This window comes from Arthrobacter sp. CP30, from assembly GCF_053470025.1.
In genome coordinates, this window is sequence record NZ_JBQEMM010000001.1 from 38,998 (window position 1) to 52,977 (window position 13,980).

General features: G+C 69.7%; 11 protein-coding genes. 6 read left to right on the forward strand and 5 right to left on the reverse strand.

The genetic code is table 11. The features are described from left to right. Nucleotides 1-83 precede the first annotated feature (83 nt). Complete coding sequence (gene acs, locus ACTIMO_RS00190) at nt 84-2,042, forward strand: acetate--CoA ligase (protein ID WP_448181089.1); 1,959 nt, start codon at nt 84-86, stop codon at nt 2,040-2,042. Nucleotides 2,043-2,101: 59 nt separating this feature from the next. Here the strand turns inward: acs and ACTIMO_RS00195 are convergent, their stop codons facing one another. Then, nucleotides 2,102-2,524 (reverse strand): organic hydroperoxide resistance protein, encoded by a 423-nt coding sequence (locus ACTIMO_RS00195; RefSeq protein ID WP_055767462.1) that lies wholly within the window; start codon nt 2,522-2,524, stop codon nt 2,102-2,104. 116 nt (nt 2,525-2,640) lie between these two features. Here ACTIMO_RS00195 and ACTIMO_RS00200 point away from each other — a divergent pair, with 116 nt between their 5' ends. The 4 genes from ACTIMO_RS00200 (at nt 2,641) to ACTIMO_RS00215 (ending at nt 7,119) form a co-directional block, all read left to right on the forward strand. After that, nucleotides 2,641-3,222, forward strand: coding sequence for a TetR/AcrR family transcriptional regulator (locus ACTIMO_RS00200; protein WP_055767457.1), 582 nt, complete (start codon nt 2,641-2,643; stop codon nt 3,220-3,222). A gap of 75 nt (nt 3,223-3,297) precedes the next feature. Further along, nucleotides 3,298-4,623, forward strand: a complete 1,326-nt coding sequence (locus ACTIMO_RS00205) for an MFS transporter (protein WP_448181090.1) — start codon at nt 3,298-3,300, stop codon at nt 4,621-4,623. A 7-nt stretch (nt 4,624-4,630) separates the two neighbouring features. Beyond that, on the forward strand, nt 4,631-5,098 hold the full coding sequence (gene aroQ / locus ACTIMO_RS00210; protein ID WP_448181091.1) for a type II 3-dehydroquinate dehydratase: 468 nt from the start codon (nt 4,631-4,633) through the stop codon (nt 5,096-5,098). A 98-nt stretch (nt 5,099-5,196) separates the two neighbouring features. Beyond that, nucleotides 5,197-7,119: a dipeptide ABC transporter ATP-binding protein gene (locus tag ACTIMO_RS00215; protein ID WP_448181092.1), complete on the forward strand. Its 1,923-nt coding sequence runs from the start codon at nt 5,197-5,199 to the stop codon at nt 7,117-7,119. A 6-nt stretch (nt 7,120-7,125) separates the two neighbouring features. Here ACTIMO_RS00215 and ACTIMO_RS00220 read toward each other — a convergent pair whose 3' ends face one another. Continuing rightward, on the reverse strand, nt 7,126-8,658 hold the full coding sequence (locus ACTIMO_RS00220; RefSeq protein WP_448181093.1) for a reverse transcriptase family protein: 1,533 nt from the start codon (nt 8,656-8,658) through the stop codon (nt 7,126-7,128). A 403-nt stretch (nt 8,659-9,061) separates the two neighbouring features. On the opposite strand from ACTIMO_RS00220, the gene ACTIMO_RS00225 reads away from it, so the two are divergent. After that, complete coding sequence (locus ACTIMO_RS00225) at nt 9,062-10,042, forward strand: DUF5996 family protein (protein ID WP_448181094.1); 981 nt, start codon at nt 9,062-9,064, stop codon at nt 10,040-10,042. 120 nt (nt 10,043-10,162) lie between these two features. On the opposite strand, the gene ACTIMO_RS00230 is transcribed toward ACTIMO_RS00225, so the two are convergent. From ACTIMO_RS00230 to ACTIMO_RS00240, 3 genes are all read right to left on the reverse strand, one after another. Continuing rightward, entirely contained in the window at nt 10,163-11,104 is a 942-nt protein-coding gene (locus ACTIMO_RS00230; protein WP_055767447.1) for an ABC transporter permease, read from the reverse strand. Then, entirely contained in the window at nt 11,101-12,105 is a 1,005-nt protein-coding gene (locus ACTIMO_RS00235) for an ABC transporter permease (protein WP_055767444.1), read from the reverse strand. Before ACTIMO_RS00235 ends, ACTIMO_RS00230 begins: the two co-directional genes overlap by 4 nt. 101 nt (nt 12,106-12,206) lie before the next feature. Then, entirely contained in the window at nt 12,207-13,901 is a 1,695-nt protein-coding gene (locus ACTIMO_RS00240) for an ABC transporter substrate-binding protein (protein ID WP_448181095.1), read from the reverse strand. Nucleotides 13,902-13,980: the final 79 nt, after the last annotated feature.

The window sequence follows — 13,980 nt, forward strand, 5'->3', positions numbered from 1 at the left end:
ACGTCGCCGTGCTGCGATTCCTCGCGGCCCCGGCCGGGCTCCTCCATCGAATCTGTACCGGACACGTCATAAAGGGGTAGAACATGAGCGCCGATCGCCAGGGCGACGCCTTCGAGAACCTGCTGCACGAGGAGCGCCGTTTCCCGCCCAGCGCGGAGTTCGCCGCGAACGCCGTCGCCCAGCCGTCCCTCTACGACGAGGCGCGCGAGCAGGGCACGGAGTTCTGGGCGGCCCAGGCCCGTGCACTCCTGTCCTGGGACACGGACTTCACGCAGACGCTCGATTGGACCGATGCCCCGTTCGCCAAGTGGTTCGTGGGCGGGACCATCAATGCGGCCTACAACGCGCTGGACCGCCATGTCGAGGCCGGGCTCGGCGATCGCGTGGCCATCCACTTCGAGGGCGAGCCCGGAGACACCCGGACCATCACCTATGCGGAGCTCACACGGGACGTGAAGAAAGCTGCCAATGCCTTCGAATCGCTCGGCGTCGAGAAGGGCGACCGTGTTGCGGTGTACCTCCCCATGATCCCGGAGGCCGTGGTCACCATGCTCGCCTGCGCGCGCATCGGCGCGGTCCATTCCGTGGTGTTCGGCGGGTTCTCCGCGGACGCCCTCCGCAGCCGCATCGACGATGCCGAGGCGAAACTCGTGGTCACCTCCGACGGCACCTACCGCCGGGGCAAGCCCAGTGCCCTCAAGCCCGCGGTCGACGGTGCGCTCGAGAAGGAGGGGCACACCGTCACGAACGTCGTCGTGGTCCGCCGCAACAACGAACCCGTCGAATGGACCGAGGGGCGCGACGTCTGGTGGCACGACGTCGTGGAGGGGGCGTCCGACGAGCACGCCGCGGTGGCCCACGACGCCGAGCACCCGCTGTTCATCCTCTACACCTCCGGCACCACAGGGAAGCCGAAGGGCATCCTCCACACGACCGGTGGCTACCTCGCGCAGACCGCCTTCACGCACCGGAACACGTTCGACCTCCGCCCCGAGACCGATGTCTTCTGGTGCACCGCGGACATCGGCTGGGTGACGGGCCACAGCTACGTCGCCTACGCGCCCCTCGTCAACGGCGCGACGCAGCTGATGTACGAGGGGACACCGGACACCCCGCACCAGGGCCGATGGTGGGAACTCGTCGAGAAGTACGGCGTCACCATCCTCTACACGGCCCCGACGGCCATCCGCACCTTCATGAAGTGGGGGCGCGAAATCCCCCAGAAGTACGATCTGTCCTCCATCCGCGTCCTCGGTTCCGTCGGCGAACCCATCAACCCCGAGGCCTGGATGTGGTACCGCGAGGTCATCGGCGGTGGCAAGGCTCCGATCGTCGACACCTGGTGGCAGACGGAGACGGGCGCTCACATGATCGCGCCGATGCCCGGTGTCACGGCGACGAAACCGGGCTCGGCGCAGGTCGCCGTCCCCGGCATCGCGATCGATGTCGTCGACGAGCTCGGCGCCTCGGTACCCGACGGCTCCGGCGGCTACCTCGTCATCCGCGAGCCGTGGCCCTCGATGCTGCGGGGTATCTGGGGCGATCCCCAGCGCTTCAAGGACACCTACTGGTCCCGCTTCGACGCCATGTACTTCGCGGGGGACGGCGCGAAGAAGGATGCCGACGGCGACATCTGGCTCCTCGGTCGCGTGGACGACGTCATGAACATCTCGGGCCACCGGCTCTCCACCACGGAGATCGAATCGGCGCTGGTGAGCCACCCGTCGGTGGCGGAGGCGGCCGTCGTCGGCGCGAGCGACGAGACGACGGGTGAGGCGGTGGTCGCCTTCGTGATCCTGCGGGGCTCGGCGAAGGACGACGACGACATCGTCACCACCCTGCGGAACCATGTGGGCAAGGAGATCGGGCCGATCGCCAAGCCGAGGAACATCCTGGTGGTGCCGGAACTGCCGAAGACCCGCAGCGGGAAGATCATGCGCCGCCTGCTCAAGGACGTGGCGGAGGGTCGCGAGGTCGGTGACGCCACCACCCTGTCGGACCCGACGATCATGCAGCAGATCGCCGTGTCCCTGCGGAAGTAGCAGCGCAGGCAGAGGGCCCCCGCCCTCGGGCGGGGGCCTTCTGCGTCCATCGGGGCAGATCAGCCGATCGTGGCGTCCACCGTGACGTCGATGTTGCCGCGCGTGGCGTTCGAGTAGGGGCAGACCTGGTGGGCCTGCTCGACGAGGGAGTCTGCCGTCTCCTGGTCCACGCCGCCGATCTCGGCGTGCAGTGCGACGGCGAGCTGGAACCCGCCGCCGTCCGTCGGGTTGATGCTGACCTCGGCCGTGACGGCGGTGTCGCTAATCTTCGCCTTGCTGCGGCCCGCGACGAGCTTCAGGGCGCTGTGGAAGCAGGCGGCGTACCCGACGGCGAAGAGCTGCTCGGGGTTGGTCGCGCCACCGGCTCCGCCCATCTCCTTCGGGACGGCCAGGTCGACGGCGAGCTGCCCGTCGTCGGTCCGGGCCTCGCCGTTGCGCCCGTCGCCCGTTGCCGTGGCCACTGCCGTGTAGAGAGCACTCATGGTGTCGATCCTTTCGTCCCGGGTGCCAGGGTGACGCCCATCCCTTGTAGACTAACTAGTAACTCTACGTCCACAAAATCGTCGCCGGAGAAGCCCCGAACCCCGAATGGAGCACGATGACCGCCCAGCCGCCCGTCCGCGAGCGCATCCTCGCCTCGGCCACCGCACTGTTCGACGCCACGAGCATCCGCTCGGTCAGCGCCGATCGCGTCATCGCCGACGCCGGTACCACCAAGGTGACCTTCTACCGCCACTTCCCCTCCAAGGACCACCTCGTGGTCGCCTACCTCGATCAGCAGCTCGGCCTGCTGCAGCAGGCCGTGGCGAAGGAGCGTGCGGCCGGGCTCGACGCCTGCACGGTCCTGCTGCACGTCGCCGAAGCCAACGGCAGCGCTGCCTGCCGTCCGGGCTTCCGGGGCTGCACCTTCATCAACGCCGCAGCCGAGTACCCCGCGGCCGGCAACCCGGTGCGGGCCGCCGTCGCCCGGTACCGCTCCTGGCTGCACGGCGTCGTCGCAGGCCTCCTGCGCGACCTCGGTGCGGACGAGCCGGACCTCGTCGCGGACCAACTCATCATGCTGCGGGACGGCGCCATGGTTCACGGATTCATGGAGGACCCCGCCGCCGTGACCGGGGCGCTCGTGGCGGCGGGGCGGGCGATCATCGGGGCGCAGGTTCGACGGTCCCTGCCCGCGTAGGCTCCATGGGCCGCGGCAGTGTGATGTTCGTCCTGAAACGTGGCCCCACGGCACTGCCGAGAGGACAATTTCAGCGTGTCCACTACCCTTCAGCAGCCTCCCGCATCGAATCCGCGCATGGCCCGCCGCGTCGCCGGCGCCTCGTTCGTCGGAACAGCACTCGAGTCCTACGACTTCTACGTGTTCGGCACCGCAGCCGCACTCGTGTTCAATGTCGTCTTCTTCACCGAGCAGGATCCGCTGACCGGCACCCTCTCGGCGTTCCTGGTCTTCGCGATGGGGTTCGTCGCCCGCCCCCTCGGAGCCATCCTCTTCGGCCACCTCGGTGACCGGATCGGCCGCAAGCGGACCCTGATCTGGACCATCACGCTGATGGGTCTCGCCACGGGGACCGTGGGTCTGCTGCCCGACTACAACGCCATCGGGATCTGGGCGCCCATCATCCTGACCGCGCTCCGCTTCCTGCAGGGACTCTCCCTGGGCGGCGAGTGGGGCGGCTCCATCCTCATCGCGACCGAGCACGCCGAACCCCGGAAGCGGGCGCTCTACGCGTCGATCCCGCAGCTCGGGTCGCCGGTCGGCACCATGCTGATCTCGGTCATCTTCCTGGTCCTCGCCGTCGTCGCACCCGAGGTCATGACCACCTGGGGCTGGCGCATCCCGTTCCTCCTCGCCTTCCCGTTCCTCGCCGTCGCGATCTACCTGCGCCTCGCCATCGACGAGACCCCGGTCTTCAAGCAGGCGAGCGAGGGACACCGGCTGCCCCGCATCCCCTTCCTCGAGGTCCTGAAGTCCCAGCCGGTCGCGATCGTCGTCGCGATCGCCTCCGCGGTGCTCGGGATCGGCTCCTACTTCCTCATGGTCACCTACACCCAGGCCTACGGCACCGAGACGCTCGGCCTCTCCCGGGCCACGGTGCTCAACGCCGCCCTCGTCGGGTCCATCCTCCAGCTCGGCACCATCCCGGCGTTCGGCTACCTCGCCATGCGCATCGGGTCCGCGAAGGTCGTCGCCGGCGGGGCCCTCGGAACGGCGTTGATCGCCTTCCCGCTGTACTGGGTCATCAGCATCGCCACCGAACCGATGTACATCGCCGCCATCATCCTCGGCGGCATCCTGCCGACGGCGAGCTGGGCCGCCCTCGGTGGACTCATGGCGGACATCTTCAAGCCGGCGACGGCGTTCACCGCGCTGTCCTTCGCCTACAGCATCGCCGCGATCGTCGCCGGATTCGCACCCTCGATCACGCAGCGCTTCGGCATCGCGACCGACGGCGCCTGGTGGCACCCCGGCGTCGTCCTCGCCGCCATGAGCCTGGTGACGGTGGCCGGTGCGATCGGTGCCGTCCGCCTGCGCGCGCGGCTCGCCGATCCGGTGCCGGCCGGGAGCCATGCGGCATAGTGGAGGCATGACGCACCACACGCCCGGCATCCTCGTGATCAACGGCCCCAACCTGAACCTGCTCGGCACCCGGGAGCCGTCCGTGTACGGCACGGCCACGCTCGACGACGTCGTGCGCCTGGCCGAGGAGGCCGCGCAGGCAGCGGGCTGCACGACGACGGCGATGCAGTCCAACCACGAGGGCGAACTCATCGACGCGATCCACGCGGCGCGAGGCACCGCGGACGGCATCGTCATCAATGCCGGTGCGTTCACCCACACCTCGATCGCGCTGCGGGACGCGCTCTCCGCCGTCGGGCTGCCGGTCGTCGAGGTGCACATCAGCAACGTGCACCGGCGCGAGGACTTCCGGCACCACTCGTACATCTCCGGCGTGGCCGACGCCGTGATCGTGGGGGCGGGCATCGACGGGTACCGGCTCGCCGTCGATCACCTCGCCCGCCGCCTGACCGGGCACCGGGCGGCCGAGGCGTAGCAGGCGCACCGCACCGGTCCGTCCATCGTTCCCGAAAAGTTGTGGCGAGCGGCCCCGACCGGACGGGAACACGCCCGTCGATAGGGCACGATGGTGCTATGACGGACATCACCCCCGCCGCGACCGACCGGCCCGAGGATCTCGACGCACCCCTGCTGGAGGTTCGGGACCTCGCAGTCAGTTTCCGGACCACGCACGGCGAGGTCCAGGCGGTCGAGAACGCCAGTTTCAGCCTGAAGCGCGGCAGTGCGCTGGCCATCGTCGGTGAGTCCGGCTCCGGCAAGTCGACGACGGCGATGGCCTGCATCGGCCTGCTGCCCGGCAACGGCCGTGTCACCTCCGGCAGCATCATGTTCGAGGGACAGGACCTCGTGCAGCTGCCCGAGGCGAAGATGCGCTCCATCCGCGGACGCGCGATCGGCCTCGTGCCGCAGGACCCGATGTCCAATCTGAACCCGGTGACGAAGATCGGCACGCAGGTCGCCGAGACGCTCCTGGTGCACGGCATGGCGACGAAGAAGAACGTCAAGCAACGCGTCATCGACGTCCTCTCCGCGGCCGGCCTGCCCGACGCCGGCGAGCGCGCCAAGCAGTACCCGCACGAGTTCTCCGGCGGCATGCGCCAGCGCGCGCTGATCGCCATCGGCCTCGCCTGCCAGCCGCGCCTGCTCATCGCGGACGAGCCGACCTCGGCGCTCGATGTCACGGTGCAGCGCACCATCCTCGACCAGATCGAGACGATGACGGAGCAGCTGGGCACGTCCGTGCTCCTGATCACCCACGACCTCGGCCTCGCCGCCGAGCGTGCGTCGCAACTCGTGGTCATGCATCGCGGCCGCGTCGTCGAGACAGGTCCCGCCGACCAGCTGCTCAACGATCCCCAGCACCCCTACACGCAGTCCCTGGTGCGCGCGGCGCCCAGCGTCGCCGCGGTCCGCCTGCGGCCGGGAGCCTTCACGGCCGATGCCGCATCACGCCTCAAGCTCGCCGAGGCGGTCTTCGCGGAGCACGAGGCGGAACACGAAACCGGGCACGGGACAGCGCACGGGACGGGGCACGGGACAGGGCACGATGCCGGACCGGGTGCAGCTTCCAGCGGCGAACAGGCGTCGTCCGCCCCCGCCGCCGAGGCCGGCAGCACGGGCGCCCATGCGGCGACGTCGTCGGCCGATCGCCCGACCGCCGCGGCACCGGTCGCGGACGGCTCGGCGCACACCCCTCCCGCGAACATCGTGGAGATCCGCGACCTCACGAAGATCTACAAGCGGCGCGGCAGCAAGGACGACTTCTATGCGGCGAAGAACGTCACCCTGGACGTCCCCCGCGGACAGACCGTGGCGATCGTCGGCGAGTCAGGCTCGGGCAAGACGACGACGGCGCGCATGCTGCTCAAGCTGATCGAACCGACGTCGGGCACCATGACGTTCGACGGCATGGATGTCGCGACCCTCGACAAGGCGCAGCTGAACGACTTCCGCCAGCGCGTGCAGCCCATCTTCCAGGACCCGTACTCCTCGCTGAACCCGATGTTCACCATCGAGCGGATCGTCGAGGAGCCGCTGAATGCCTACAAGCGCGGATCCAGGAAGGAACGCGCAGCACGCGTCCGCGAGCTGATGGACCAGGTCTCGCTCCCCCAGAACGCCCTGCGGCGCTACCCGGCGGAACTCTCGGGCGGGCAGCGCCAGCGCGTCGCGATCGCCCGTGCCCTGGCCCTGCAGCCCGAGCTGATCGTGTGCGACGAGCCGGTGTCAGCCCTCGACGTCCTGGTGCAGGCCCAGATCCTCAAGCTCCTCGGCGACCTGCAGTCGGAGCTCGGCCTGAGCTACCTCTTCATCTCGCACGACCTCGCGGTGGTACGCCTCATCTCCGACTACGTCTGTGTCATGAAGGACGGCGAGCTCGTCGAGGCGGCGAGCTCCGAGGAGGTCTTCCAGAACCCCCGCCACCCCTATACACGGAAGCTCCTGGCGTCGATCCCCGGCAACGAGCTCAACATCGACGAGGACCTCGCGTCCTAGTCCGGCTCACCAGCTGATCCGCTCGAACGCGTCGCGCAGCTTGTCGCCGCGTGACGCGTTGAGGGCGGACACCCACGCGATGCGCCCCGCGAGGTGGTCGCTGAACTCGGCCCGGCCGCGGCGCTGGGACTCCGGACCGTGGAGCGCGCAGTTGTGCAGGATCGCCTTCAGGGTGTCGTACTCCGTCCGTGCGACATTGGGGTGCGCATTGACCACGATCCCCGTCACCGACTGGCGGACGCTGCTGCCGCGCACCCGCGTCTTCCGGGCGTTGACCGCGAGGCCCTCGGCGGTGACGATGCGTCCCACTCCCCGGACGAAGGCATCCGCCCGACGCGCGAGGTCCGCGGAGCCGCTGAACGCGAGGTCGTCGGCATACCGCGTATAGACCCCGCCCGCTGCTACGGCGTAGCCGGTGAGCCGAGCATCGAGGCGCCGCACCGCGAGGTTCGCGAGGGCGGGCGATGACGGGGCGCCCTGCGGCAGGTGCGCTGTCCGCAGTGCCCGGCGCAGGGCGAAGCGCTCGTCCGGCCCGCCGCCGTCCGGCATGGACCGGAAGACGGCGTCGGGTACGGAATGCGTAGTGAGTCCCGTCAGCACATGGGCGGTCGCCTCGGGATAGCCCGCCTGTCGCAGGGCCCCGAAGATCCGCCCGGGTACGACGTGCGCGAAGAAGGCGGTGAGATCGAGGGAGATGACGACGTCGGCCCCGGTGTGGAGCGCAGCGCCCGTGAGCGCACTGCGCCCGCGGACGAAGCCGTGCGCCGCCGGATGCAGTGGAAGCGGAGCGAGGATGCGGTCGAGCAGGCGGCGTTGGATGATGCGCAGGCGGGGTCCGGGCACCTCGAGGAGGCGCGGTACCCGGCCCGGTCGCTGCCGCCAGGAATACCGGTAGTGCTGCAGGACCGGGACCGCGCGGCGGTTCCACTGCCGGGTGTCGGCGAACCAGTCGAGGTCGCCGGGCGTCAGCCGCAACTCACGCGCCAGCCAGGTGAGGTCGCAGGACTCCCGGGACTCGTGCGCCCCGGGTCCCCCGGCTGTCGGGGCCGTGGGGGCCGCCACAACCGTCGTGGCCGTCGGGGTGGGGGCGGTCGGGATGGCGGTGGTCGCGTCGGCGGCTGCGGCCGCGGGGAGGACGTGCGACGGCGCGATGGGTCTGCTGTTCGCGCCGGCCTTCCCGACCGCGTCGGTCAGTGCCGGTTGCGCGGCGATCCAGCGGGACAGCTCCCGCGGGGCGCCCGCCGGTCTCCGGGGATAACCCTTCAGGACCGACCGCACGAGCGGTCCGAGCCACCGCCGTCGTGCCCCGAGAACGTATGCTCCCGCATCGACGAGGTCCTCGCGCCGCCAGTCGGGCGCGTCGAGGAAGGCGTGGGCCAGCAGCCGGGCGAGGGCGGCGACGCCCGGCGCGGGAGTGCGGGCGAGCACCAGGGACCCGGCCGCCGGCCGGGTGGGTGACCGTCCCGCGGCCTGCGCCAGGTCGGGCAGGACGTGGTCCTCGGGCAGGACGTGGTCGTGCGATCGGTCGTCCTGCTCCATGGCCTCCCCCTGACCCGCCCGCGGTGATCGCGCGGCGTGACGGACCCCGGCCGACCTGTCGTCCTGTTCGGGCGCTGAGCTGCGCGGAGCGCAGTCAGGTGCCCGAGGCGCTCTGTGCTGGTCGGTCTGCGTGCCCCGGGGTATCCCCGGAGAGGACCGCGTACCGCGTACGTGGCCCGCCTCGGCCGGGATCCGTCGCTGCCACCCTAGCAAGCAGTGCGCGCCCTTCCGCGCGGTACCGACCGCCGCGACACGCAGGGGACCGGAGGACGCGCCATCACCGCGCGCACCGGCCGGAGGTGTCCGGATGGTTCCGCGCCCCCGTGGTCCCGAGCCTGTACCGGACGGCCGCCAGTGAATAGATTGGCTGCACGACGACGATCACTTCAACGGACGGGGCGGCATGGGAGAGCGCGACGGCAGGGAGGGGACCACACGCACCGTGATCCCCGCACAGCGATGGTCCGAAGGGTGGCCCGCGCTGCGCGTGGCCGACTGGAAGGACACGCAGGCGACGCTCCACATGTGGATGCAGGTGGTCGGCAAGATCCGCATGGCGCACGCGCCGCTGGTGAACCACTGGTGGCAGGTGCCGTTCTACGTGACCCCGCGGGGCCTCGGCACCTCCTCCATCCCCTACGGCACCGGCGTCTTCGACCTCGAGTTCGACGTCGTCGCCCACCGCCTACTGATCCGCACCAGCCTCGGCGAGGAACGCAGGGTGCCCCTCGAGCCGCAGTCGGTCGCCCGGTTCCACGAGCGGGTCATGACGGCGCTGGCGGACCTGGGGGTCGAGGCACCCATCCGGCCCGTCCCCACCGAGGTGGAATCCACGGTCCCCTTCCCCGAGGACCACACGAATGCCTCCTACGACGCCGCCGCCGTCACCGCCTACTGGCAGCAGTTGATCCAGGCCGAGCGCGTCATCACCCGCTTCCGGGCCGAATTCCTCGGGAAGGTCAGCCCCGTGCACTACTTCTGGGGCGCCATGGACCTGGCCTGCACGCGCTTCTCCGGCCGCCCGGCACCCACGCATCCCGGCGGTGCCCCGAACTGCGCGGACTGGGTGATGGAGGAGGGGTACTCGCACGAACTCTCGAGCTGCGGCTTCTGGGCCGGTGGCGGCGAGGAGGGCGCCTTCTACTCCTACGCGTACCCGGAGCCGGAGGGCTACCGGGACGCCTCGCCCGGCGTCGAGGGGACGTTCTACAGCGAGGAGTTCCGCCAGTTCCTCCTGCCCTACGAGGCGGTCCGGACGTCCACCGATCCGGATGCCACGCTGCTCATGTTCCTGCGCGCGACCTACCGGGCCGCAGCCGAGACGGGGCACTGGGACGAGGGCCTGCTGATCGACCCGCACCGGCTGGAGAAGCACGCCCGGTAGGACGGCCCGGCCCCCGCACCTGCCTCCGCCTCTGCGTCGGCCTGGCCCGCATGCGGATGCGACGACGGCCACCACCGGGGTAGGTGGTGGCCGTCGTCGTGCACGGGTGGGACGCGGCGGCTACTTGCGCCGCGTCTTCGGGTCCAGCGCCTCCCGGAGCGACTCGCCCAGCAGCGTGAAGCCGAGCGCCGTGATCGCGATGCAGGCGCCGGGCAGGAAGGCGAGCTGCGGTGCCACGGCGAGTTCGGCCTGCGCGTAGGTGAGCATGCGCCCCCACTCGGCGGCCTGCGGCAGCCCACCGCCGAGACCGAGGAAGGACAGTGCGGCCGCGTCGATGACGGCTGTCGCGAGCGTCAGCGTCGCCTGCACGATGACCGGGCCCATGCTGTTCGGCAGGAGGTGGCTCATCGTGATGGTGCGCCGGCTGAGCCCCAGGGTCTGCGCCGCGAGGATGTAGTCCGCGCCGCGCTGCGACAGCATCGAGGAGCGCAGGAGCCGCGCGAAGATCGGGATCTGCGAGACACCGATGGCGATCATGATCGCGTACGAGCTCTGGCCCAGCACCGCGGCGATGCTGACGGCGAGGAGCAGGTTCGGCACGGATAGCAGGATGTCGACGAAGCGCATGATCACGTTGTCCACCCAGCCGCCGAGGCCGCCCGCCAGGACGCCGAGCAGCATGCCGCCCGCGAGCCCCAGCGCCGTGGAGACGACGCCGATGAGCAGCGAGGCCTGCGCACCCCAGATGAGCTTGCTCAGCACGTCACCGCCGAAGCGGTCGAGGCCGAGCGGGAAGCCGTCGATCTCGCCCGGCCCGGGGATGGTGGTCGGGGTGATGGACGTGCGGCCCGGCAGTTCGTCGCCGCCGTAGGGGGCGAGGAGCGGCGCGAGGATGGCCACGAGCAGGAACAGACCGATGATGACGGCGCCCACGATCGCCTGCGGATTGCGGCGCAGGCGGAGGAAGGCGTCCTTCCACAGGCCGGTTCCCCGGCCGGTGTCGATGGCGGGGTCGTTCGGGGCTGCTGAACCGCCGGCGGCGGGAGGCAGGATGGTACTCATTGCACACGCACCCTCGGGTCGATGACGGAGTAGGACAGGTCGACGATCAGGTTGATCAGGGCGTAGAGGATCGCGATGAAGATGATGAAGCCCTGCAGCACCGGGTAGTCCAGGCCGAAGATCGCGTCCCGCAGGAACCGCCCGATGCCGTTGAAGGCGAAGACCGTCTCGGTGAGGACCGCCCCCGAGATGAGCAGGCCCAGCTGGAGGCCGATGGTCGTGACCACGGGCAGCATGGCGTTCCGCAAGATGAAGCTGCCGCGGATGGTGCGCTCCATGAGGCCCTTGGCGCGGGCGGTGCGGACGTAGTCGGCGTTCTGCACCTCGAGCACCGAGGCCCGCGTGATGCGGACGATGATGGCGAGCGGGATGGTACCGAGGGCCAGCCCCGGCAGGATCAGGTGCAGGAAGGCGTCCCACGCGGCGTCGTACTCCCCGGTCAGGATGCCGTCCAGGACGTAGAACTGCGTGTAGTGGGTCGCATCGATGCGTGCGTCCTGCCGGCCGTCCGGGGGCAGGATGCCCCACTGGATGGCGAAGATGTACTTCAGGATGAAGGCGAGGAAGAAGACCGGCACCGTGATGCCGATCAGGCTGAGCACCACCGAACTGTGGTCGAGGAACCGGCCGTAGTACCGCGCGGCGAAGTAGCCGAGGGGCACTCCGACGCCGATCGCGAAGATCAGGGCGACGACGGTCAGTTCGAGCGTGGCGGGGAAACGCGTGGCGAATTCCTCGAGTACCGGACGGCCGGTGTTGATGGAGACGCCGAAATCGCCCTGCAGCAGGCGTCCGACGTAGGTCAGGTACTGCGTGAGCAGCGGCCGGTCGAAGCCGTAGAGCTCGTTGACCCGGGCGATCGCCTCGGGGGTCGCCTTCTCGCCCAGCAGGGCGGTGGCGGGACCACCGGGGAGGCTGCGCACCCACAGGAACAGCAGGATGGACAGTCCGAACAGGGTGGGGATGAGCAGGGCTATCCGTTTACCGATGACGCGTAACACTCGAGGGATCCTTCCGGGTCGACCGGCGCGAGCCGGACAGGGGGCCTACAGCGCGATGGAGCCGGCCCCGACCAGGGACCGGCTCCACACGGGTACTGCTGCTACTCGCTCAGCTCGATCTCGGTGAAGACCTCGTCATTGACGGGGCTCGCCGGGTAGGAGGTGACGCGGGGAGCGAAGGCCAGCGACGGAGCGGGGTGCGCGAGCGGGATGGCCGGGTTGTACTCGGCGATCTGCTCGTTGATGTCCTTGTAGAGCTCCGTCTGCTGCTCGCGGTCGCTGACACCGCGGGCCTCGTCGAGGGCCGCGAACAGCTCGGGGTTGTCGAAGCCGAACTCCAGCTTCTCCTGCCCGAAGAAGACGCCGATGAAGTTGTCGGTGTCGTTGTAGTCGCCGGTCCAGCCGAGCAGGTGCAGGCCGTGGTCCGGGGTGCCCTGGACCTGGTTCAGGTAGTCGGGCGACCAGGCGGCGGGAGCGGGCTTGACCGTGATGCCGACCTCGCTGAGCTGGGCCTGCAGGTTGGTGAAGACCTGCTCGGGGGTGGGCATGTACGGACGGGACACGTTCGTCGGGTAGTTGAAGGTGACCTCGAAGCCGTCGGGGTAGCCCGCCTCGGCCAGCAGCTCCTTCGCGCGCTCGGGGTCGTACTCGTAGGTGGTGACGTCCGGGTTGTAGCCGTCGACGACCTCCGGGATGAACTGCGTCGCCACCTCGGTACCCTCGGGCAGCGTCTGGGCGACCAGCGCCTCCTTGTCGATGGCGTGCGCGATGGCCTCGCGGACCTGCGGGTCGGCGAGCTCGGGGATCGCCTGGTTCATGCCCAGGTAGAGGATGGTGAAGGGATCGCGCGGCGTGATGTTGTAGCCGGCGTCCTTCAGCGACTGCGTGTCCGCGGGCGCCACAAGGTCGTAGCCGTCGATGTCCCCGGCCTCGAGCGCCTGGCGGCGTGCCTGCGGGTCGTCGATGATCCGGAAGATCGTGTTGGTGATCTGGCCCTTGTCACCCCAGTAGCCGTCGTAGATCGAGATCTCGAGCTGCTGCCCGACATCCCACGAGTCGAACTTGAAGGGACCCGTACCCACCGGGTGGCCCAGGGCGTACTCGCTCAGCGACGGGGCCTCGGCCGTGCCGCCGATCTCGTCGGCCGCGAACTCCTCGAGCGCCGTCGGGCTCTGCATGGCGAACGCGGGGAGGGACAGCGCGGCGATGAATCCGGCGAACGGCTTGGCCAGGTTGATGGTGACCTCGTTGTCGCCATTGGCCTCGCAGGATTCGTAGACCGCGTTCTCGGGGCTGTCGGCGAAGCCGCGGAACAGCGATCCGTAGTAGTAGGAGGTGGTCTCGGCCTGCTGGATGCCGGTCCAGTTGTACCAGCGGTCGAAGTTGAAGCAGACGGCTTCGGCGTCGAACGGCGTTCCGTCGTGGAAGGTCACGCCCTCCTTGAGCTGGAAGACGGTGGACAGTCCGTCCTCGGCGGTCTCCCAGGACTCGGCGAGCAGCGGCGCGGGATCGGCGGTGCCTGGTTCGACGCCCACGAGGCCCTCGAAGATCTGGCGGCTGACGCGGAAGGACTCGCCGTCGCTCGCGAAAGCCGGATCGAGGGACTTCGGATCGGACGATGCGGCGAAGACGAAGGTGGAGTCGATGGCGGACTCGCCCTCGGCGCCGGTGTTCTCCTCGCGCTCGCTCTGCACGCAGCCGGTGAGGAGGAGTGCTGCGACGGAGAATCCTGCAGTGAGCACGGCGCGTTTTCTTGCGAAACCGGTGCCGCGCACGGATGTGCCTCGGTTGGACATGTGTTGCTCCCTGGTGAACGAGTGATTCCTACCGGATCTACCGGTATCCATGGGGACCACAGCGGCGAACGCGCTGATC